This is a genomic window from Paenisporosarcina sp. NPDC076907 (assembly GCF_050269735.1).
Classification (GTDB): Bacteria; Bacillota; Bacilli; order Bacillales_A; family Planococcaceae; genus Paenisporosarcina.
Map to the genome: position 1 here is coordinate 36,363 of NZ_JBNNIX010000004.1, position 22,995 is coordinate 59,357.

At 41.6% G+C, this 22,995-nt stretch carries 22 protein-coding genes; 16 read left to right on the plus strand and 6 right to left on the minus strand.

All coding sequences use genetic code 11. The features are described from left to right. The first annotated feature begins 45 nt into the window (after positions 1-45). From pcrA to ACQKEV_RS13245, 7 genes are all read left to right on the plus strand, one after another. Positions 46-2,277, plus strand: a complete 2,232-nt coding sequence (gene pcrA / locus ACQKEV_RS13215) for a DNA helicase PcrA (protein WP_427446754.1) — start codon at positions 46-48, stop codon at positions 2,275-2,277. Between the two features lie 44 nt (positions 2,278-2,321). Further along, on the plus strand, positions 2,322-4,328 hold the full coding sequence (gene ligA / locus ACQKEV_RS13220) for an NAD-dependent DNA ligase LigA (protein ID WP_427446755.1): 2,007 nt from the start codon (positions 2,322-2,324) through the stop codon (positions 4,326-4,328). A gap of 16 nt (positions 4,329-4,344) precedes the next feature. Next, complete coding sequence (locus tag ACQKEV_RS13225) at positions 4,345-5,481, plus strand: CamS family sex pheromone protein (protein WP_427446757.1); 1,137 nt, start codon at positions 4,345-4,347, stop codon at positions 5,479-5,481. 352 nt (positions 5,482-5,833) lie between these two features. Continuing rightward, the gene (gatC, locus tag ACQKEV_RS13230) at positions 5,834-6,124 is read left to right on the plus strand and encodes an Asp-tRNA(Asn)/Glu-tRNA(Gln) amidotransferase subunit GatC (RefSeq protein WP_016429411.1); all 291 of its coding nucleotides are present in this window, start codon (positions 5,834-5,836) and stop codon (positions 6,122-6,124) included. Positions 6,125-6,148: 24 nt separating this feature from the next. Continuing rightward, a complete protein-coding gene (gene gatA, locus ACQKEV_RS13235) occupies positions 6,149-7,618 on the plus strand; it encodes an Asp-tRNA(Asn)/Glu-tRNA(Gln) amidotransferase subunit GatA (RefSeq protein ID WP_427446759.1) in 1,470 nt (489 codons plus the stop codon). After that, positions 7,615-9,045 (plus strand): Asp-tRNA(Asn)/Glu-tRNA(Gln) amidotransferase subunit GatB, encoded by a 1,431-nt coding sequence (gene gatB / locus ACQKEV_RS13240; RefSeq protein WP_427446760.1) that lies wholly within the window; start codon positions 7,615-7,617, stop codon positions 9,043-9,045. Before gatA ends, gatB begins: the two co-directional genes overlap by 4 nt. Before the next feature lie 325 nt (positions 9,046-9,370). Further along, positions 9,371-10,189: a hypothetical protein gene (locus ACQKEV_RS13245; RefSeq protein ID WP_427446762.1), complete on the plus strand. Its 819-nt coding sequence runs from the start codon at positions 9,371-9,373 to the stop codon at positions 10,187-10,189. Between the two features lie 231 nt (positions 10,190-10,420). Here ACQKEV_RS13245 and ACQKEV_RS13250 read toward each other — a convergent pair whose 3' ends face one another. Next, positions 10,421-10,831, minus strand: coding sequence for a hypothetical protein (locus tag ACQKEV_RS13250; protein ID WP_427446764.1), 411 nt, complete (start codon positions 10,829-10,831; stop codon positions 10,421-10,423). Between the two features lie 89 nt (positions 10,832-10,920). Further along, on the minus strand, positions 10,921-12,249 hold the full coding sequence (locus tag ACQKEV_RS13255; protein ID WP_427446766.1) for a TrkH family potassium uptake protein: 1,329 nt from the start codon (positions 12,247-12,249) through the stop codon (positions 10,921-10,923). 129 nt (positions 12,250-12,378) lie between these two features. Between ACQKEV_RS13255 and ACQKEV_RS13260 the strand changes: the two genes are divergently transcribed. Further along, complete coding sequence (locus ACQKEV_RS13260) at positions 12,379-12,948, plus strand: thioredoxin family protein (protein WP_427446768.1); 570 nt, start codon at positions 12,379-12,381, stop codon at positions 12,946-12,948. Between the two features lie 142 nt (positions 12,949-13,090). Next, on the plus strand, positions 13,091-14,002 hold the full coding sequence (locus tag ACQKEV_RS13265; protein ID WP_427446770.1) for a diacylglycerol kinase: 912 nt from the start codon (positions 13,091-13,093) through the stop codon (positions 14,000-14,002). Between the two features lie 207 nt (positions 14,003-14,209). Here the strand turns inward: ACQKEV_RS13265 and ACQKEV_RS13270 are convergent, their stop codons facing one another. Further along, the gene (locus tag ACQKEV_RS13270; protein ID WP_427446772.1) at positions 14,210-14,635 is read right to left on the minus strand and encodes an NUDIX hydrolase; all 426 of its coding nucleotides are present in this window, start codon (positions 14,633-14,635) and stop codon (positions 14,210-14,212) included. A gap of 289 nt (positions 14,636-14,924) precedes the next feature. On the opposite strand from ACQKEV_RS13270, the gene ACQKEV_RS13275 reads away from it, so the two are divergent. The 6 genes from ACQKEV_RS13275 to ACQKEV_RS13300 all read left to right on the plus strand — a co-directional run bounded on the left by ACQKEV_RS13275 (position 14,925) and on the right by ACQKEV_RS13300 (position 19,228). Then, positions 14,925-16,271, plus strand: coding sequence for a cytochrome ubiquinol oxidase subunit I (locus tag ACQKEV_RS13275; protein WP_427446773.1), 1,347 nt, complete (start codon positions 14,925-14,927; stop codon positions 16,269-16,271). Between the two features lie 2 nt (positions 16,272-16,273). After that, positions 16,274-17,299: a cytochrome d ubiquinol oxidase subunit II gene (locus ACQKEV_RS13280; protein ID WP_427447094.1), complete on the plus strand. Its 1,026-nt coding sequence runs from the start codon at positions 16,274-16,276 to the stop codon at positions 17,297-17,299. Between the two features lie 14 nt (positions 17,300-17,313). Further along, a complete protein-coding gene (gene cydS, locus ACQKEV_RS13285; RefSeq protein ID WP_427446775.1) occupies positions 17,314-17,421 on the plus strand; it encodes a cytochrome bd oxidase small subunit CydS in 108 nt (35 codons plus the stop codon). A 32-nt stretch (positions 17,422-17,453) separates the two neighbouring features. After that, positions 17,454-17,711 (plus strand): hypothetical protein, encoded by a 258-nt coding sequence (locus tag ACQKEV_RS13290; RefSeq protein ID WP_427457937.1) that lies wholly within the window; start codon positions 17,454-17,456, stop codon positions 17,709-17,711. 270 nt (positions 17,712-17,981) lie between these two features. Then, positions 17,982-18,383, plus strand: a complete 402-nt coding sequence (locus ACQKEV_RS13295) for a sporulation protein (protein WP_427446777.1) — start codon at positions 17,982-17,984, stop codon at positions 18,381-18,383. A 59-nt stretch (positions 18,384-18,442) separates the two neighbouring features. Continuing rightward, positions 18,443-19,228, plus strand: a complete 786-nt coding sequence (locus tag ACQKEV_RS13300; RefSeq protein WP_427446779.1) for a TerC family protein — start codon at positions 18,443-18,445, stop codon at positions 19,226-19,228. A gap of 346 nt (positions 19,229-19,574) precedes the next feature. Here the strand turns inward: ACQKEV_RS13300 and ACQKEV_RS13305 are convergent, their stop codons facing one another. Next, complete coding sequence (locus ACQKEV_RS13305) at positions 19,575-20,093, minus strand: DinB family protein (protein WP_427446780.1); 519 nt, start codon at positions 20,091-20,093, stop codon at positions 19,575-19,577. A 208-nt stretch (positions 20,094-20,301) separates the two neighbouring features. On the opposite strand from ACQKEV_RS13305, the gene ACQKEV_RS13310 reads away from it, so the two are divergent. Next, on the plus strand, positions 20,302-21,060 hold the full coding sequence (locus ACQKEV_RS13310) for a hypothetical protein (protein WP_427446782.1): 759 nt from the start codon (positions 20,302-20,304) through the stop codon (positions 21,058-21,060). A 64-nt stretch (positions 21,061-21,124) separates the two neighbouring features. On the opposite strand, the gene ACQKEV_RS13315 is transcribed toward ACQKEV_RS13310, so the two are convergent. Both ACQKEV_RS13315 and ACQKEV_RS13320 read right to left on the minus strand, forming a co-directional pair. Then, positions 21,125-21,940 (minus strand): MBL fold metallo-hydrolase, encoded by an 816-nt coding sequence (locus ACQKEV_RS13315; protein ID WP_427446784.1) that lies wholly within the window; start codon positions 21,938-21,940, stop codon positions 21,125-21,127. After that, positions 21,937-22,920, minus strand: coding sequence for a quinone oxidoreductase family protein (locus ACQKEV_RS13320; protein WP_427446785.1), 984 nt, complete (start codon positions 22,918-22,920; stop codon positions 21,937-21,939). The genes ACQKEV_RS13315 and ACQKEV_RS13320 overlap by 4 nt, the downstream gene beginning before the upstream one ends. Positions 22,921-22,995 lie beyond the last annotated feature (75 nt).

The following is a 22,995-nucleotide window of genomic DNA, read 5'->3' on the forward strand; positions in this document are numbered from 1 at the left end:
GCGGTTTATAATTGAAGAACAAATGTTCGTGAAGGACGGTGCACAATGGAATTAATCGTAAAGAATTTATTAAACGGGATGAATCCCGAACAAGAAAGAGCAGTAAAAGCAACTGAAGGTCCTTTGCTAATTATGGCAGGAGCAGGCTCAGGAAAAACGCGAGTGCTAACTCACAGAATCGCTTATTTAGTCGTGGAGAAAGAAGTCTATCCATCAAAAATTTTGGCGATTACGTTTACAAATAAAGCAGCAAGAGAAATGCGCGAGCGTATCGATGGTCTACTTGGAAATGGTACAGGAGAGCGTATGTGGGTTTCGACCTTCCACTCGATGTGTGTACGTATATTACGTCGCGATATCGATCGAATCGGTTATTCGAAAAGCTTCTCCATTTTGGATACGACCGAGCAATTGACGGTCATTAAACGTATTTTGAAAGACCAGAACATCGACCCTAAAAAATATGATCCCCGTTCCATGTTGAATGCGATCAGCTCAGCAAAAAACGAATGCATTGATGCCGAAACATTTGCAAGCCAAATGAATCAATTCAACCCGTTTGAGAAGACAGCATCGGAAGTCTACACAGCGTATGACAAGCGTCTTCGTAAAAATCAATCCCTCGATTTTGATGATCTGATTATGACAACTTTAACTCTCTTCAAACGTGTGCCGGATGTGTTGGAGTTTTATCAAAACAAATTCCATTACATTCATGTCGATGAGTATCAAGATACGAACAAAGCCCAATACGAACTCGTACAAATGTTGGCGAAGAAATTCAATAACTTGTGCGTAGTAGGGGACTCGGATCAGTCAATTTATAGATGGCGTGGAGCGGATATTCAAAACATCATGTCGTTTGAAAAAGATTATCCGAATGCAAAGGTCATCATGCTTGAGCAAAACTATCGTTCGACGAAACGAATCCTGAAAGCAGCAAATGACGTCATTCAAAACAATACAGGGCGTTATCCGAAAGAGCTTCGCACGGACAATGGTTCTGGAGAAGCAATCAATGTCTACAAAGCTTATGACGAACAGCAGGAGGCGCAGTTTGTCGTCAAAACGATTCAGGAATTAATGGAAAAAGACAATCGCCGACTAGATGATTTTGCCATTCTGTATCGCACAAATGCGCAGTCCCGTGTGATGGAGGAAGTGTTGGTCAAATCCAATATTACGTACACAATCGTTGGAGGCACGAAGTTCTATGACCGCAAAGAAATTAAAGACTTGCTGTCGTATTTACGTTTGATTGCCAACAATGAAGATGATTTAGCTTTGGCACGAATCATTAATGAACCGAAACGTAACATTGGTGCTACCTCTTTCGAACGCATGGCTAGGTTTGCGATTGAACAGGACCGTTCCATTTTTGATGCACTTCGCGAAGTGGACTTTATGGGATTGCCTGCACGCGCAGCAAATGAAGCGGCAAAATTCCACCAGATGATGGATGGATTCAGTCAAATGCAGGAATTCCTGTCTGTCACTGAGCTTGTCGAGCAAGTGCTGGATAAAACCGGCTACCGTAATATGCTACGAAACGAAAAGACCATTGAATCGGAAAGCCGTCTTGAGAATATTGAAGAGTTTTTATCTGTAACGAAAGCGTTTGAAGAACGCAGTGAAGATAAAACCCTTGTGTCCTTCCTAACGGATTTAGCATTGATTTCTGATTTGGATAAGCTGGATAACGATGAAGATGTATCAAAAGGAAAAGTAGTTCTGATGACGATGCACGCAGCTAAAGGACTGGAGTTCCCTGTCGTATTCATCATTGGGATGGAAGAAAACGTCTTCCCTCATTCGCGTTCGATCGGTGACAATGACGAAATGGAAGAAGAACGTCGCTTAGCATACGTCGGTATTACGCGAGCTGAACAGCGTTTGTATTTAACATGCGCACAATCACGGACATTGTTTGGGCGCAGTGGCTACAACAATCCATCACGATTTATAGCTGAGATTTCAGAGGACATTTTGGAACATGTGACATTGAAACAATCGGCAGGTACTGGTAGAAGTCACACAACCCGACGTGCCGTTGCAAACACGACGCGTCTAGCAGTTGAGCGTCCTGCATACAAAGCTTCTGGCGGGGACAAGCTTGGGTGGAATACGGGCGACAAAGCCGTTCATAAAAAGTGGGGCGAAGGAACAGTTGTCAGCGTACGTGGTGAAGGTGAAAATACGGAAATCGATATTGCATTCCCAAGCCCAACCGGAATTAAACGATTGCTGGCGAAGTTTGCACCAGTTGAAAAAGTATAGAAAGTTCATGACGAAACATTTAGATCGAGCGGAGGAACGAGTCAATGGATAAAGTACAATTGGAAGAACGTGTGAAAGAACTCAATCAGCTTTTGCATGATACGGGCTATGCCTATTATGTGCTGGATCAGCCGCTCGTGCCTGATGCGGTTTTTGACCAATATTTGCAGGAACTCATTGCCATTGAAAGTGAATTTCCAGACCTGATCTACCCTGATTCACCGACTCAACGTGTTGGTGGAACGATTCTTGAAGGATTCAAGAAAGTATCACATACGTATCCGATGCTTAGTCTATCAAATGCTTTTGGCCGTGAGGATCTGGACGACTTCGACCGTCGCATCCGTGCAAGTATAGGTGACGAGTTTTCTTACGTATGTGAATTGAAAATAGATGGCTTGGCCATTTCACTCAGCTATGAAAATGGCGTCTTTGTCCGAGGGGCAACTCGTGGCGATGGGCGCGTAGGGGAAGACATTACGGAGAATCTAAAAACGATCCGTTCCATTCCGTTACGTTTGAAAAAACCACTGACGATTGAAGTTCGTGGCGAAGCTTATATGCCTAAAAAATCCTTTACCGCATTGAATGAAACACGTGTGGCAAACGAAGAAGAAAAGTTTGCGAATCCACGAAATGCCGCTGCGGGTTCATTGCGTCAGCTTGATCCAAAGATCGCCGCAAGTCGTAATCTGGCCATTTTCGTTTATGGCATCGGTGGGGACGGGGAGGCTTATCAGCTGGATAGTCACGCCCAGGCGCTAGATTATCTGGATGAACTAGGTTTTCAAACGAACAAAGAAAGACAGACTTGCCAATCGATTGATGAAGTACAAGCATATATCGAAAAATGGACCGCCGACCGGCCAAACCTACCATATGAAATTGATGGGATTGTCATCAAAATAAATCGTTATGTTCACCAACAGGATTTAGGCTTCACGGCTAAAAGTCCTCGCTGGGCAACTGCGTACAAGTTCCCGGCAGAAGAAGTTGTAACAACTTTGCTCGACATTGAATTGACCGTCGGAAGGACAGGTGCCTTAACACCCACTGCGATACTCGAGCCGGTACAAGTAGCGGGAACGACAGTAGGGCGTGCGTCTTTACATAACGAAGATTTAATTCGTGAAAAAGATATTCGTATTGGCGACACCGTCATTATCCGTAAAGCTGGCGACATCATTCCTGAAGTGGTGGCCGTGGTTCTTGAAGCTAGAAAAGATGAGTTGCCTGCATTTAACATGCCAACACATTGCCCGGTTTGTGAAAGTGAGCTCGTTCGTATTGAAGGGGAAGTTGCACTGCGTTGTGTCAATCCGCAATGCCCTGCTCAAATTACAGAAGGACTCATTCATTTTGTATCACGAAATGCGATGAACATTGATGGACTTGGTGAAAAAGTCGTGGAGCAATTGTTCCGTGAAGGACTGATCCATGACGTATCGGATTTGTTTACGCTAACAAAAGATCAGTTGATTCAACTGGATCGAATGGGTGAGAAATCTGCAACAAATTTGGTTGCGGCCATTGAAGCTTCCAAGCAGAATTCCATGGAGCGCGTATTATTTGGTTTGGGAATTCGCCATGTTGGCGAAAAAGCTGCCAGAATTCTGTCGGAAGAGTTTGGAGATATGAAGTCACTTTCTGAAGCAACACCAGAGCAACTGACGGCGGTACATGAAATTGGCGATAAAATGGCGGACTCAGTAGTCAGTTATTTTGATAATGAAGAAGTGCAGGAATTAATATCAAGACTTGAACAACTCGGTGTGAACTTATCCTATACAGGGAAAAAAGTAGATTTTTCCAACTTGGATCATGTACTCACAGGGAAAACCGTCGTATTAACTGGGAAATTGGAACAATTGACACGACAAGAAGCAAAAGAGAAAATAGAACAGGTAGGCGGAACCGTCTCCGGAAGTGTCAGTAAAAAAACAGACATCGTCATCGCAGGTGAAGATGCTGGGTCTAAACTCGACAAAGCCCGTACTTTGGGTATTCCGGTATGGGATGAAAACCGTCTGATTGAAGAATTAAAAGAGTGAAGGAGTCCTTCCGATAATGAAACTAAAACGCTGGATTCCAGCAGTAATTTCTTTAGCCTTACTTACAGGATGTATCCCGAGTAAGGATACAAAAGTCATCACAGAAACCGAAAAAAGTGAAGAAGCGGCAACGATCATTCCGAGCATGCAAATTTCGGAACAATATTATCGTACGCTCTTGCCATATCAAGAAAGCGTGAGTCGAGGATTGGTCGTCTCAAATATCTACTCCAAGTACGATGTGAAAGAAGTAGAGAGCGGACTTCTGCGTTTGTCACAACGGACATTTTCACCAGACGACTACTTTTTCCAAGAAGGCCAAATGCTTGAAGGAGAAAAGCTTAGCAATTGGTTAGCTAGAAGTTCCCAATCGAAGGAAGGGCTAAATCCTAGTCGTCCCGAAAAAGTAAACATGACAGCTGAGTTAGCCAAAAAAGCACCAATTTACTTAGCACATATAGTCGAACAAAACTATTTAGTTAAATCCGGTGAAAATGAAGTGAAACTAGGCGGCGTTTCCATTGGACTTGCGATGAATTCTACGTACTACTACCAAAAGGAAGACTTTGGTGCCACGTATGAAGAACCTATTCCACAAGCAGTCATTGAAGAACAAGGGAAAAAAATGGCCAATGAAATCGTTAAACGTATGCGTGGCATTGAAGGTTTAGAGACTGTTCCTATCACGGTTGGCTTATTCAGACAAGAAAGCCGCAATTCCATCGTACCAGGCACATACTTTGCCACTGGTGTAGTTGGTGAAGGAAAGGCTTCAGTTGCTGATTGGACAGGCGTTAATGAAGAATATGTGCTGTTCCCGCAACCCGTATCCGAAGAAAAGTACCGTGAAGTGGGACAATCGTTCAATAACTTCAAACAAGATGTGGAAGAGTATTTCTCGAATTTCACAAGTATTGTTGGTACAGGTTTCTATCAGGAAGACCGCATCAAAAAATTAACCATCGATATCCCAATTCAGTTTTACGGGACGGCTGAAATCATTGGCTTTACACAATACATGACCGGACTTGTTATGGAACATTTCCCGGCGTCCATGCATGTGGAGGTCAGTGTCACGTCAATTAATGGCCCTGAAGCATTGGTGATTAAAGAAGCGGACGAAAAAGAGCCGTACGTCCATATTTATGACTAGAAATGCGGAAAGCGCCGTTCTAGCTCGACGCTGACGGTGGAAAGACCGAATCGAAAACACGTTTTCGAATGATTAGGGAAGGAAGGCTAAATGCCCGACATCGTGTCGGACGCCTTCATGACCCACATCCTGTGGCCCTAACCGGAGGTGCGAGCTGGCGCTTGGAGCTGGACATCTAGAAAAGCGCCACTTTAGATCGACGCTGACGCTAGCAATTCAACATCAGGTATTTTGTAATACCTCTTAAGCAAAACCATTGTAAAACCTAGGGACAGCTTCATGCTGTCTCTATTCTTTTAGAGTGAAAAATGATATGATACTCGGTATGATTGTGAATTCGGAGGTGTACCAAATGGCGAATATATCAAAAGAAGAAGTTAAGCACGTAGCACATTTAGCACGTCTTGCCATTACAGATGAAGAAGCTGAAATGTTTGCAGGCCAACTTGCGGCAATTACCAATTTTGCTGAGCAGTTAAATGAACTGGATACAACAAATGTTGTACCTACTACACACGTCTTACCATTAGTAAACGTATTGCGTGAAGACAAGGCAGTCCCTGGACTTGACCGTGAGAAAATGATGAAAAACGTTCGTGAGCAAGAAGCGGGCCAAGTAAAAGTACCATCAATCTTAGACTGATTTTGACGTAAGGAGGGACTATCCATGACATTATTCAACTACTCAGCAAGCGAACTGCAAGAAATGATACATAATAAAGAACTTTCAATTGCAGATTTGACAGCTGAAGCATATACACGTATCGAAGCTTTAGACGAAGACGTAAAAGCGTTTTTAGCTCTAAATAAAGAACAAGCAATGACGCAAGCAAAAGAAATGGACGAAGTGCCTGCATCTGAACGTGGACCGTTATTCGGAATGCCAATCGGTGTAAAAGACAACATCGTAACAGAAGGCATTGAAACAACATGTTCTTCAAAAATCCTTCAAGGCTTCAACCCGATTTACGATGCGACAGTTGTTCGTAAACTTCGTGAGGCGGGCATGATTACAATCGGTAAACTGAATATGGACGAATTCGCAATGGGTTCTTCAACAGAAAACTCAGCTTATAAAATCACACGCAACCCGTGGGATCTTGACCGAGTACCTGGAGGATCTTCAGGCGGTTCTGCAGCATCAGTTGCTGCTGGTGAAGTGCCGTTTTCTTTAGGTTCTGATACAGGTGGTTCAATCCGTCAACCGGCATCATTCTGTGGTGTTGTTGGGATGAAACCAACTTACGGACGAGTATCTCGTTTCGGATTGGTCGCTTTCGCATCATCATTAGATCAAATCGGGCCGATTACACGCAATGTAAAAGACAATGCGCTATTGCTAGAAGCGATCTCAGGTGTGGACGAAAACGATACAACTTCTGCAAACGTAGAAGTACCAAGCTTTGTTGAATCCTTAACTGGTGATGTTAAAGGTCTTCGCATCGGTGTTCCTAAAGAATATTTAGGAGACGGTGTTGGCGAAGCTGCCAAACAATCAGTGCTGGATGCATTGAAAGTGTTGGAATCTCTTGGCGCGACTTGGGAAGAAGTATCACTACCTCACTCTAAATATGGCTTAGCAACTTACTACTTACTGGCTTCTTCAGAAGCATCTTCAAACTTGGCGCGTTTTGACGGCATCCGTTATGGTTTCCGTGCAGAAAACGTGGAATCATTAATGGATTTATACAAAGAAACACGTGCGCAAGGTTTCGGAGACGAAGTAAAACGTCGCATCATGCTTGGAACATTCGCATTGAGCGCAGGTTCTTACGATGCATACTACAAAAAAGCACAACAAGTACGTACATTAATCAAACAAGATTTCGATCAAGTATTTGAGAACTACGATGTCATCATCGGACCAACAACACCAACACCAGCATTTAAAGTTGGCGAGAAAAATGATGATCCATTGACGATGTATGCAAATGATATTTTAACCATCCCTGTAAACTTGGCAGGCGTACCAGGAATCTCGGTACCATGCGGATTCTCTGAAGGATTGCCACTTGGCTTACAAATTATCGGGAAACACTTTGATGAAGCAACGATTTATCGTGTAGCTCATGCTTACGAGCAAGCAACAAGCTTCCATAAAGAAACTCCTCAACTATGGGAGGGAGCAAAATCATGAACTTTGAAACAGTCATTGGTTTAGAAATTCACGTTGAATTGAAAACAGATTCAAAAATGTTTTCACCTTCACCTGCCCACTTTGGTGCAGAGCCGAATACAAATACACATGTAATCGACCTTGGATATCCAGGTGTTTTACCTGTTGTCAATAAACGCGCAATCGATTTCGGGATGAAAGCTGCGATGGCACTGAACTGTGAAATCTCGACACATACAAAATTTGACCGCAAGAACTACTTCTATCCGGATAATCCGAAAGCGTATCAAATCTCTCAATTTGACCAACCAATCGGTGAACATGGTTGGGTTGAAATTGAAGTGGATGGCTACAAAAAACGCATCGGGATTACACGTTTGCACTTAGAAGAAGATGCTGGGAAACTGTCACATACAGATAAAGGGTACTCACTGGTTGATTACAACCGTCAAGGTACACCATTAATCGAAATCGTTTCAGAACCAGATATCCGCACACCAGCTGAAGCGTATGCATACTTGGAAAAAGTGAAATCAATTATCCAGTACACAGGCGTTTCGGATTGTAAGATGGAAGAAGGCTCACTACGATGTGATGCCAACATTTCACTTCGTCCTTACGGTCAAGAACAATTCGGGACAAAAGCGGAATTGAAAAACTTGAACTCATTCAACTATGTGCGTCGTGGCTTAGAGCATGAACAAGTTCGCCAAGCAGAAGTATTGCTTTCAGGTGGAGAAATCCTGCAAGAAACTCGTCGTTTCGATGAATCTACAGGTAAGACATTGTTAATGCGTGTCAAAGAAGGATCAGACGATTACCGTTACTTCCCGGAACCGGACTTAGTCGATTTAGTGATTGACCAAGAATGGATGGACCGTGTACGTGCGGAAATCCCTGAACTTCCAGATGCTCGTAAACAACGTTATGTTGAAGAGTTAGGCTTACCATCATACGATGCAATGGTCTTGACGTTAACGAAAGAAATGTCCGATTTCTTTGAAGCAACGATTGCTCTTGGTGCAGATACGAAACTTGCATCGAACTGGATGATGGGTGAAGTATCAGCATACTTGAACGTCGATCAAAAAGAATTACACGATACAAAGCTTACGCCAGAAGGTTTGGCTGGCATGATCAAACTGATCAGCGATGGTACAATTTCTTCAAAAATCGCGAAAAAAGTATTCAAAGAGCTTGCGGATAATGGTGGAACTGCTGAACAAGTCGTGAAAGAAAAAGGGTTAGTTCAAATTTCCGACGAAGGTGCACTTCGTGACATCGTTACTCAAATCCTGGATGCAAATGCGCAATCAATCGAAGACTTCAAAAACGGGAAAGACCGTGCAATCGGCTTCCTAGTTGGTCAAATCATGAAAGCAACAAAAGGACAAGCGAACCCACCGATGGTTAACAAAATCCTACAAGAAGAAATTTCAAAACGATAATATGAAAGCGACTCCGTGGAAACGGAGTCGTTTTTTTTTGTGTGGATTAATGGGTGAGCGGATGCTCAGTCTGAATTTTTGGCTGTGACGTCTGAGAAATAGCAAGTGACGTCTGAAAAATTAGCCATGACGTCTGAAAACAATCCGTTTAAGGCATAACCTAATATAAAACCCGTAATTCACCATTTATAAACTGGAGAAAAAGTTTCATTTGATTCTCATGAAAACTATATCCTTTAGACCTATGGAAAATTATAGAAAAAATGGTTTATGTCACTTCAAAATAGTAAATAGACTAGTACTACTATCTTGGAGGGAAAAATTAATGAAAAATATCTTGCTGTTTACGATTCTGATTGGTTTAGGTTTTACAGGGGGATCACTTTTCCCAGACGTTATGGCTGATGCGGAGAATTCAAAAACTGAAGAAAATTGTAATTGTGGCTGTGGGCCAACTGAAGTCAAAGTGATGATGGTACCTACTGGTAGTGATATGGCATTGACGACTGGATTGATCGAAGCAATTTCAAACGATAGTGACAATACGCTTACGCAAGAAGAACTTGTAACGATCATTAATAAAGTGCAAAAAGATTACACGCAAACAACAGAACAATCTGCTGTAAAAGGCGTTTCCACTGGCAGCCCATCAGACGAGAGCAACACGACGGTTAGTTCTTATGAAAAAATAATTAATAGTTTCCTTTCTGGTAACTTAGCAACTACGACAGACACTCAAAAAGAGACTGAGACAATCGTTGAACAATCAGAATCTGTATCTGGAACAAGCAGCATTATCTTAAATGAAGAGGCAACAAAAACTAAAAAGACCAAAAATAACAACGGATTAGGTAATGGTTCAGAAGCGGCCGATGGAACAAGTAGCGACGTTAAAGGAATTGACCCTTCAAATCCAGGAAACGGACAAAAAAATGCAAACACATCAAGCAAAACAGAAGTAAGATCAACAACTACTACTAATGGAAAAACACAGGTTAGTAATTCAAAAGAGAAAAAAGAAAAAAATAACAACGGTTTAGGAAATGGTTCAGAACCTGCCGATGGAACAAGCACTGATATTAAAGGTGAAGATCCTTCAAATCCAGGTAACGGTGGTTCAAAAAATAATGCCGGTAACAAGTAAGTTTGAAGTATTGAAAAACAGTGCAATTCCAAATAGAATTACACTGTTTTAAATACTTACTTATAAATTATGAAGCGACGCCGATAGCCGGTGCCGCTTTTTTAGTTTGTACCATCTCAACAGTAAATTGCTTTTGAAAATTGTTTGATTAATAATGGGCACGATACAATTGACTTACAATCACGGCCTCAACTGCAAGCAAGTTAGATGAGCCATCCTCTCAAAACCCATTCAATACAATATCTTCTGAAGCACAGACAGCTTCCTAAAATTCTTATCATAACTTTGTCGTTCAAGAAGATTGCTTAGCCAATACTTAGCTCGTTCCTCATCGCCACTTTTGATGAAAGTTTCAATGGCCTGCTTAAAGGGACTGCGATAGGAAAAAGGCTTGTCCATCACTAATCTAAATCCTAAGTGATAATAATCGGATGCTATTTGGTAGTTCTTCATTTTTGAATGAAGAATTCCTAAATAGATGTAACCGCTGGATCTTTCTTCAATAGAAAAATGGGGCTGAATGACCGCTTGTTCCATCGTGGCAATTGCTTTTTGTTTCTGGAATATATGGAGGTAGGCATAGGCTCTATAAACATAGTCTTCATAATTTTTTAATGGTTTCAGTAACGCGATTAAAAACATAAGTACACCTCATTTTCAGCTGTTGGATTTAGCTTACCCATTAAAGAAAATTAAAAGCCTTCCGATTTTTCGCGGAAGGCTTTAAGTGGTCATCCTGTAAATACTTGATCATATGGATAACGATAATTTACTTTTTTCGGCTTCATTAATAAGAAGAATAATGTGAGTGAGCCGATTCGACCAACAAACATGACCAAACATAATAATACTTCGCCTAAGTCGCTCAGTTGCGCAGTAATTCCCATCGATAATCCCACCGTTCCAAAAGCTGAAATGACTTCGAAAGCGAGAGGGAGGAATGGGATGTTTTCCGTGATGGTTAGCATGAAGATAAAGACCATCACGAATAACATACTGATTGTGGTAATTGCCAATGAGCGAATTACTGTATCGAGGCGAATGGAGCGACCGAACAATTCCGGTTCACCTCGTTGACGAAAGAACGCAACTGTGGCAAGAATAACAACCATAAAAGTGGTTAGTTTAATGCCCGAAGCCGTTGATGCACTCCCTGCACCAATAAACATGAGAATCATGGTAAACAGAATGGTCGGATCTTCCAACGTGCCAAAATCTACCGTATTGAATCCAGCCGTTCGCGGCGTCACGCCTTGGAAATAAGATGTCATAATTTTTTCATATAAAGGCATTGGCCCTAATGAAGCAGGATTACCGTATTCCAACAAGAAAAAGGTAAGAGTGGCGACCACATTAATAATGACTGTACCGACAATCATCATTTTCGTATGAAGTGACCATTCTCTAAATGATTTTTTTTGATGAATATCAATAATGACTGTAAAACCTAGTCCACCTAAAATAAATAAGGCGGATAACACTAAATTGACGATAGGATCTCCCGAGAATCCAATCAAGTTATCCGGGAATAGAGCAAACCCCGCATTATTGAAAGCGGAAATGACATGGAAGACACTTAAGTAAAGAGCTTCTGAAAACCCGAATTTCGGAATCCAATGAAGTGTCATAATGATAGTCGCGATTACTTGAACCGTTAAAACAAATGTCAAAATCAACTTCACCAGTTTGACGATGCCCCCAACGGAGTTTTGATTGAATGACTCTTGTAAATAAATCCGATTTTGAAGTCCGATTCTCTTCCCAAGTATGATGAGAAGGGCGACGGCAAATGTCATTAAACCAATTCCTCCGCATTGAATCAGGAACATGAGCACACCTTCACCAAACCAAGTTAAGGTGGAGGCAGGATCAAAAACACTGAGTCCCGTAACAGTTGTCGCTGATGTCGCAACAAACAAAGCATCCGTCCACGAAATAGGTGTGTTCGTAGCAAAAGGAAGCTTCAAACATAGCGTTCCCAACAGTATTAAAAATAAGAAACTTCCTGCAATCAGCAGGGGAGGTGGCAGTAGAAATTTTTTCTTTTTCCTTGGACGCATATTGACACTTCCTATTTGGGAATTCTGAAAATAATAACTAACTCTATTCTTCTTTATTTGGACTGTCAACAAAAATTTGATTGATTACATTAAACTCAGTACACTGATGGGAGAGGAGGAGATATATCCATGAAAACTGAACAACAATACTTTGAGGAAGCCATTTCTTTGAATGACTATATGGAGAAAATGGAGTCTCATAAAGACAACAGCTTTCATATTTATGAACAATTCCATGTCCCTCAAGACGATGAATTTATTGCTTTGTTAAAAGATAAATCACCACACATTCTAGGCATTACGGAAGATTGGTGCGGAGATGCGATGCTGAATAATCCGATTTTACGTCGTGTTGCGGAAGCGTCAAATATCGATGTGCGAGTAGTTTATCGGGACCAGACTTTGGATTTAATGGACCGTTACTTAACAAACGGTGGCCGATCGATTCCTGTTTACTTATTATTGGATCAGGATGGAAAAGTCATCACAAAATGGGGTCCGCGAGCACCGAAATTGCAGGAGTATGTGATGGAGCTTCGTAAAGAAATGCCGGCATCTGATGATCCAACTTTTAAGGACAAGCAGAGAGAATTTATTGATAAAATCACAGCTGAATATATCTCCACTCCTGAATACTGGTTGTGGGTATACGAAGACATTCGAAAAGAATTTACGGCAGCCTTGCAAAAACAGTCATAATTGTTCTAATGCAGGCATTCGTATATAATAGAGAAATCAAGCCGAGGCATATGTCCGGCTTCTTTTCGTGGCGGGAACTTTTTATGTCGCGGATATGTCCTAACTAGTGACGAAAATGTAAAGCAGGAAGAAGGAAATGTGTATGAAACGTGCACGTATTATTTACAATCCGACATCTGGCCGTGAGTTATTCAGAAAACACTTGCCTGAGGTTTTAGAAAAATTAGAGAAGGCGGGGTACGAAACATCGTGCCATGCAACGACGTGTGAAGGTGACGCAGTTGAAGCAGCTAAATATGCAGTTGAACGAGGATTTGACCTTGTTATCGCAGCGGGTGGAGACGGCACGCTAAATGAAGTAGTAGCCGGAATCAGTGAGTTCGAAAAGCGCCCTAAAGTCGGCTTGATCCCAATGGGAACGACCAACGACTTTGCGCGAGCATTGCGCATTCCACGTGATATCGATAAAGCCGTCAATATCATTTTGGCTGATGAATCGATCCCTGTGGATGTTGGGGTAGTCAACGATCGTTATTTCATCAATATCGCTGGTGGCGGGAAAATGACTGAGTTGACCTATGATGTACCAAGTAAATTGAAGACAGTCCTTGGTCAATTGGCTTACTACCTAAAAGGCATTGAGATGTTGCCTTCGATTCGTGCTTCGCGTGTCCGTATTGAATACGATGGGGAAGTATTTGAAGATGAAGCCATGATGTTCCTGGTCGGACTGACAAATTCAGTCGGCGGTTTCGAAAAACTCGCACCGAACTCAAGCATTAATGATGGGAAATTCACATTATTGATTTTGAAAAAATGTAACATTGCTGAGTTCATTCGATTGGCGACACTTGCAATTGGTGGGAATCACTTGGAAGATCCACTCGTGATTTATAAAAAAGCGAGTCATATCAATGTGACTGCAGAAGACCATGTCCAGTTGAACCTGGATGGAGAATACGGAGGGAACGTACCCGCTGTATTTGAAAACTTGCACCGACATATCGAAGTGTTCGTTCCAATGAATGACATTCGTGAACAAGATCGTCCATAACATACAGAAAGAGCATTTCCGGAACTTCCGGAAATGCTCTTTTTAGCATCTTAGGGAGCTTTTCATTGCATAGTATCACTGAATCATCGCTCAGTTGTAAATATCGGGGTTCACGTAGGAAAAAACGTAACCGACGTAGGAAAAAAACGAGTTCACGTAGGAAAAATCAGGGTTCACGTAGGAAACATCGATTTTGCCCATTCCGTTCTACAACAATTCTAAAGCTTCATCCTGTTCTCCTGCCAGTTTTGGCAATGTCCCGAGGGGTTCCCATCGGAATTGGAAGGTCATGCCATTGTCGAGACCATCGCTGACCACAAGGTGATCCCAATTTTGTTGGTCTCCTTCATATTCAAGATGGAAGAAGTTCCGTTCATACGCTGTGTCCTTTCCATTTGGATAGTAGTTGTACTTATGGATTTTTCCGAGGAATGAAAGATTATCACGCGTGATGCCGGTTTCTTCATTAATTTCCCGGTATAACGCGTCAATTAACATTTCGTCTTCTTCGATTGTGCCTCCTGGAACTTGCAAACCTGCTTCCGGGTGGTCTTTTTGCTCGAAAACGAGTAACTCTAAATTTGGTTCCTGCCCCTTTGTAATGTAGGCCAACACTTTACGCTTCGTTTTCATCGCATTCACCTCTGAAATTAAGTATGATTTACTTAGAATACAAAATACTCGGAACTTTCGCAATATAATTATGTAATAGTATTCACATTTCTTTCACATGGACGTGACAAAATGGATACATCCAGTGATTTTGAATAGGTTCTAATGGGGTATGATAAGAAGTAGGGAAGGTGACGACATGTATAAAAACCAAGAGAAAAAATTGATTTGGCTTGCGTTCATTGTGGCAGCCATCATGCTGTTGTCAATACTAGGTCGGATTTTCGGAAGTTAATAGGAGGGAATTCAAATGGGGAATGAAGAAGCAGTATTCTTTAGTCGCGTACTAACTGAACTTACGCTATCGTTTCATATTATTTATGCCACCATTGGGGTCGGCATTCCGCTCATGATTATGATTGCCCAGTGGGTAGGAATCAGGAAAAACGATGAACATTACATTTTACTTGCAAGACGTTGGGCACGTGGCTTCGTCATAACAGTTGCTGTAGGTGTTGTGACAGGAACAGCCATTGGACTCCAACTATCACTATTGTGGCCTAACTTTATGGAACTGGCAGGTAATGTTATAGCCTTGCCATTATTCATGGAAACCTTCGCATTTTTCTTTGAAGCTATCTTCTTAGGAATTTACTTATATACGTGGGACCGATTTGAAAATCAAAAGAAACATTTATTATTACTGATTCCCGTAGCGATCGGAGCATCATTCTCGGCGGTATTCATTACTATCGTTAATGCTTTCATGAATGCTCCTCAAGGGTTTGATCTCGTAAACGGGGAGCTAATCAACATCAATCCGATACTGGCGATGTTCAACCCGGCGATGCCAACAAAAGTCGCGCACGTAGTCGTGACGGCTTACATGACATCTGCATTCGTGTTGGCTTCCATTGCTGCATTCCGTTTATTAAAGGGATCGAATCATGTTTATCACAAAAAAGCACTATTCCTTACGTTGAAACTGGGGTTGATTTTCTCCATTGCAGCAGCAATCATCGGCGATTTCTCTGGTAAATATTTAGCGGAGTATCAGCCTGAAAAACTAGCTGCGGCTGAATGGCATTTTGAAACAGAAGAAAATGCATCTTTAATTATGTACGGAATTTTGGAAGATGGAGAAGTGAAGTATGCCATTGAAATTCCATATGCACTTAGTGTGTTGGCACATGGTGATCCATTTGCAGAAGTTATCGGCTTGGATCAATTCTCTGAAGACGAAATTCCACCATTATATATTCATTACTTGTTCGATTTAATGGTGAGCATTGGTATGGGGTTAACGTTCTTATCCGCGCTGTATTTGTTTGCCACTTGGCGGAAATGGTCATTTGTACAGACGAAATGGTTCCGCTGGTTACTTGTGGCGGGAGGTCCACTGGCCATGCTTGCCATTGAAGCAGGTTGGTGGATGGCAGAAGTCGGCCGTCAACCTTGGATTCTGAGAGGCATTATGCGTACGGAAGATGCTGCGACAACGAGCGGTCAAGTAGACATCATGCTTGTGCTGTTTGCCGGTCTTTACCTGATTCTTGGAGTTGGTAGCGTGGTCGTACTTCGCCGTATGTTCAGAAAAAATCCAGTAGAACAGGAAATCGAAGATCGACGCAAAGAACAGGAAGGTGATTTCTCATGACACTGACACTTGAAATCATCGGGATTTCCGTTCTTTGGATGTTCCTATTCGGTTATGTCATCGTCGCATCCATCGATTTTGGAGCAGGATTTTTCAATGCTTACAACACACTGACGCGCAGGGAACACATTTTAACGAACATCATTCAACGTTATTTATCGCCTGTATGGGAAGTGACCAATGTGTTTCTCGTCTTCTTCTTCGTTGGCGTGATCGGGTTCTTCCCGAAAACAGCCTTCTATTATGGGACGACGTTATTAGTGCCTGCTAGTATCGCCATTATATTGCTGGCGTTACGCGGTTCCTACTATGCATTCGCAACATATGGGACGAACGGACACAAAGGGTATACGTTTATGTACGGCATTACCGGTCTATTCATTCCGGCATCTCTTTCAACCGTGTTGACCATATCCGAAGGAGGCTTTATTTCCATGGTCAAAGGGAATCCTGTGCTGGATTACTGGGAATTGTTCTCCAGTCCATTGACCTGGAGCATCGTCGTGTTAAGTTTGGTAGCGGTTCTTTATATTTCCGCTGTATTCCTGACATGGTATGCAAACAAAGCCGGAGATCACTCAGCAACAGAATTGCTCCGAAAATATGCACTGATTTGGGCGATCCCAACAATGATTACGGCTTCAGGCATTATTTTCGAGCTTCGCGGGCATAACCCAGAACATTATGCGCGCATCCTTGATTTATGGTGGGTGTTTGGCATTTCATTCCTGATGTTTGTCGGAACGGTTTGGCTGATTTGGAAACGTAAAAAATACGGCTTGGCTTTCGGATTACTAGCCGCACAGTTTGCTTTGGCATTCTTCGGCTACGGGGTATCCCATTATCCGTACCTGCTGTATCCATACTTGACGATTTACGATAGCTTCACGAACGAAGCAATGGCCATCGCCTTAATTGTGGCTTTCATTGCGGGACTTGGATTATTGCTTCCTTCGTTATATTTATTGCTAAGATTGTTCTTGTTTAATAAAGACTATGTACGTGGGAATAAAGATAATCACGCCTAAAGGAGGCCAATCACATGACGGATTTCATGATTTTTTATGCACCTTTTATTGTTCTCATCGGTGCCATCATTGCTGCATTTTGGTTCGCTCCTAAAGACGGACCCGTTCGAAAAAATAAATAATGAAAATGGGGCTGTTCAAAAGGTCATGAAAAATGACTTTTGAAGACAGCCCCTCTTTTTTTGCCTTGTTATATTACTTCAAAGAACTTATTCTCGGTAACATCTTTTACTTTGATGAAAAGAAAAAGGAACTGCAAAAGCTGGTCGATACTTTATCATCACCAATCATTCCTGTGTTGGACGGAATCGTTGTTGTTCCGTTAATTGGACAATTTGATGAGATGCGACCTGAAAAACTGATTGTAAAAACGTTGAGCAGGATAGAAGAGAAGTTGACAATCTACCTATAAATAGAATATATTATTAGTAATTAGTTGAATCGTAACTCCTAAAGGGGAGTAGCTTTTACAGCAAGGTCGTCATTTCGGAGGTTTCAAAATCTCCCGGCTTTGTTGGCAACGACTTCGTTGTTAGCAAGACCTTTACCAAACTTGGTAAAGGTCTTTTATTTTTTCAAAAACCTTTGCCGTTTCCGGTAAAGGTTTTTTTATTTTCTTTTTGGAAACGGACCTATTGAGATGGAGCCTCTCAACTAACTAAAAAAATACAGGAGGATCTACATGATACTGAGGAAATACATGGCGCTAATTGGAATAGGTTCGGCAAAGATTGACTTGATTTTAGAGAAAGATACCTACTCACCTGGTGAACTGGTAAAAGGATATTTCTTAGTCAAAGGTGGCACAATCGAACAACAACTGAAACGAATCGAGTGTGATTTGGTGGTGACCACGGACAATGATGAAGTGAAAGATGAAAAAGTAATTGATTCCATCATCATTTTCACGTCAAAGTTGATTGAATCAAATGCTACTAACCAGATCCCTTTCACATTCAGGCTTCCAAAATCCATGCAGCCAGCATTTGGTGCATCTTATCGATTTAAGTCGCGACTCTCGTTCAAACAAGGAGTCGAAAGCCTGGATCACGATGTCATACAAATACTTGCCGAATCTGTGTAACTTATTGACTTGAAGAAACTGTACTAGATAAAAACTTTAACTCAAAGGAGGAAATCGAAATGGATTTTTCTATCTTGATGGAATATGGATGGGTATTATTACTATTGATTGGACTCGAAGGATTGCTTGCTGCGGATAACGCACTTGTTCTTGCGATAATGGTTAAGCATTTACCTGAAGCTGAAAGAAGAAAGGCTTTATTTTACGGACTTGCAGGCGCATTCGTGTTCCGTTTCGCTTCATTATTCATCATTTCGTTTTTAGTCGATGTGTGGCAAGTACAGGCAATCGGAGCACTTTACCTGTTATTTATCGCTATTAATCATATCGCTCGGAAGCTGTACTTTAGTAAAAAAGGCGACGATAAAGATAAAAAGGAAAAGAAAAAAGCAGGTTTCTGGGGAACAGTATTCAAAGTGGAATTGGCCGATATTGCATTCGCAGTTGACTCCATTTTGGCAGCAGTTGCTTTAGCAATGACACTTCCAAACACCAATCTACCAGAGATTGGCGGCATGGACGGCGGTAAGTTCTTGGTCATTTTCGCTGGAGGACTCATTGGTTTGATCATCATGCGTTTCGCAGCCAACTTCTTCGTCAAGTTGCTTCAATCAAAACCGGGTCTAGAAATCGCAGCGTTTGCCATTGTTGGCTGGGTTGGTGTGAAACTTGCGGTCCTGACTTTGGGGCATCCAGACGTAGGCGTCATTTCATATGAGTTTGCCCATTCCACACAATGGAAGTTAATCTTCTACTCTGTGTTGATTGGAATTGCAGCGGCAGGCTGGTTCTTGACGAAAGAAAAGAAGGTAGAAGAACCTGAAGAAGAGAATCTTCCTCTATAATGTAAAAAGCTGCTCCGAGTGGGGCAACTTTTAGAAATAAGGAGGGTATTGGATAGTTGCAACGAAATCTCGAAAGTTGCAACTAAAACCTTAAAAGTTGCAACCAAATTAGGAAAGTTGCAACTAAAACTGAAAAAGTTGCAACCAAATCCAGAAAGTTGCAACCAAATATTGAAAAAACGATGTTTTATATGCAATTATGGTTTCTTCTCTTACCCCCGATTAACTTTAATACTGTTCACTAAACCCTTGCGAAATGACAGTGTCACTTTCGCAAGGGTATTTTGTTCACATCAAAGCTATCCAAAGTTCCTTTGGGAAGTATTTTCATGCAGCGAAAGATGAGTTAATGTGTTAAATATTTTTCTTTCAAAATGTTCACATGATGACGTTCATGACCTGCAATTATATAAGCCAGTGCACGGGCGGAGATTTCATTGTTACTTGCGACACCTTTTCTTAGAAATGCGTCTTCATTCAAGCCATTAATTAAATGAATGGTTGCACAGCGTACAGCTTTCAATTCTTCGAGTAGATTCTGGAGAGAACGGGAATGGAAAGAAGCTTCCCGTACATAGTGTTCGTCATCGTAATTAGCTAATGGCGTTCTGTCGCCTCTAGCTATTCGCAATAACCGATAACTCATCACTCGTTCCGTGTCGGTGATGTGACCAATGACTTCTTTCAACGTCCATTTGTTTTCAGCATAGCGAAAATTTGCCTGAGCTTCATTGAGATTTGAAAGTAGTGCAAGTAAGTCCTCAATCTGTGTGTACAGAATATCTGTCTGTAATCCATCAGGCACCAAGCCGATATAGGTTTCGTAATAAGGGAGATATTCGTCTGGTAGAGGTTTTTTAATCATCGTAAAACTCCTTTATTATACATAGATTTTAGAACGTTTTTTAGGTGTAAAGACATTTATCATTCCATACAATATAAGTTAATTGATTCATATCCTTTGTACCATATTCACTATTTACAGGGAAAGTGGGGTGCCTTAAAAGAAATGAAGTTACATTTTTAGTATGATGGTTGAAAGTAAACTAGTTAAATGAAAAGGTGGATATGTTATGGAAAACAAATATACAGCAACGGTAATGAATGCTATTACAAGCTATGTGGAAGATATTAATCATATTAATAAAATGCCAAAAACAGAAGTAATGGACCTTTACATAAAATCATTTGGTGCTGCAGTGAAGGGGAAAGAAGTGCGTGAAGTAGTACAAGCTGTTTTTGGAATAGATCTGAATTTCATTTCAGAAAAAAACTACGGCAATCACTTGTCGCAGTATCAAACGGCAGTAATGGAAAGTCTGCGTCGCTCCTTAAATGTACGTTCAGACTCTAATGAAGTGGATGCTCAAATTATGGCGATGCCAAAAAATGAAGTAATGGATCGGTACATTGAAATTCAAGATGGTTCTCTTTCAGGAGCTGAGACGAGAGTATTAATCAACCAGATTTTTGGAGTGAATCTTGATGGGATTTCTGGTTTGGAGCATTCGGGAATTTCCATTCGTTCGAAAGGACAATGGATTCTACCAGCTGACAAGAAGCTATTCATCGTCTCTTCTAGTCTAGATGATGTAGAGCTATATGTCTCCCTGACAGAGTATTTCGAAGAAACTACAGGTTCTAATCAACTGCCAGATTCTTTGAAGAAACAATTATCACAGATTGGGTTTACATACGATGTGGAAATGAATCATTGCATCTATCGGAATCAGATAAATGAATCTGTACCGGATGCACTTAAAGGCCAAGTAATGGGAATTGTATTAGAAACCATCCAATCCATGAAACAACAAGACGATAACAAGAACTGATCTATTATTCGAAATGAAGAAACCGCTTGGATATGTATAAAATCCAAGCGGTTTTCTAATGGGTTTACATTTGCTCTGATCTAATAATTTCTACGTTCTTGAGATGACATTCTTTCGTGAAGTTCGACGGGAATGGGATCTCTTTTTCCAATGCCAAAATTGCTTCCGTATCTTCGCTTTTCACTGCCCCAATCAACCTTTCTAGATAATCTTGAGCCAAATCAATTCTCCGTTTCATCTCGTCTTCTTGACCAGTAGGTTGTCCATGCCCGGGAACCAGAACGTTAATATTATGCGAGTCCAAAACCAAATGAGCTTTTTGAAGTGTCTCCAAGTATGCTTTAGCACTATCAAATAAATAGGGAAGCTCAAAATCCGAAAGATAGTCCCCTGTTATCCAAATGCCCAAAGGCTCGATGACCGTAAATAATCCATCATGCGTGTGTCCTGGGGATAAATAAAAGGTCAGGATTGTATTGCCAAGAATGAGTTGCTGACCATCCTTTTCGATAACCAAATCAAGTGTAGGGAATTCAATTGGGTAAGGTCTTTCAATATAGTATTCATTGTCAAAATGCTGGATTAAATCGAGCTTATATTGTTTTCTCGGATGTTCCTGCATCCCTTTGCTGCCGATTACCTTGGCATCAAGGAAGGCTTGATAGCCGATAATGTGATCAAAATCTCCATGTGTGAAAAGCAAATACAACTCTTTGTCATTGCGTATGCTTGCCACAAATTCCTGAATCTCCAGAATTTCAAGAGGGAGCCAAGTGGGATCGACAACCAAAACCAAGTCGTCTGTCTCTACAACAGAGCTCGTCGTCTTCCATAATGCACTTTGAAAAACGGTCAATCCGCCTTTTTGAAAGAGAATCATTCTGCCTCTCCGTTCGCAGGAATCAATAAAATCTTCCCAGTGCTTTGACGGCTTTCCAAGTAGCGATGGGCTTCCTGTCCTTGATGCAAGGCAAAAGTCGTCGGCTTCGCTACCTTGACTTTGCCTACTTCCATCCAACGGAATAACTCGCTTGAGCGAGCGACACGTTCTTCTCGAGACGTAAGGACATTCCATAAGTCTCCGCCTGTCAGTGTTTTCGATGTATCCATCAACATGCGTGGGTCTACCGAAACCGGATCCCCACCAGCCATGCCATAGAAGACAACGGTTCCACCGATTCGAGTCGATGCAAAACTGTCCATTAACGTAGAACCTACTGATTCATACACAACATCGACACCTTTGCCGTTGGTTTCATTAAGAACTGCAGACTTCCAGTCATCCTTATAAAGAAAAACAACATCCGCACCAGCTTCTTGAGCTGCCACGGCTTTCTCTTCTGATGATGTCAATCCAATCACTTTTCCACCAAGTAACTTGGCAATCTGAATAAGTAACTGTCCGACTCCACCTGCAGCCGCATGCACTAGCACAATATCGTTCTGTTTTACTGCATAACTGTCCTTCGTCAAGTAATGGGCGGTTAATCCTTGCAACAATACTGATGAAGCTTCTTCAAATGAAATGGCTTCCGGTAGGGGAATGGCTTTATCGTAAGGAACGGCCACCAGCTCAGCGTTAGCAAATGGAACATCTGCAAATGCCAGACGGTCGCCAATTTGAATGTCTTGAATATCTGCTCCGACTTGTTCCACAATTCCTGCCCCTTCATAGCCCAGAATATAAGGCGGTTTTCCCTCTAAATGATAGTTTCCTTTTCTTCTATAAACGTCGGCAAAGTTCAAGCCGATTGCTTTCATGCGGATCAAGACTTCATTCGAACCGATTACCGGGTCCGACATGTCACCGTATTCCAATACTTCCGGTCCACCAAATGTGTTATATATAAGTGCTTTCATTGTAAAACCTCCATTATGTAAGCGAGATGCTTCGCCTTCCTTTCATTCTAACTCCTTTTACTAAAAACCTAAAAT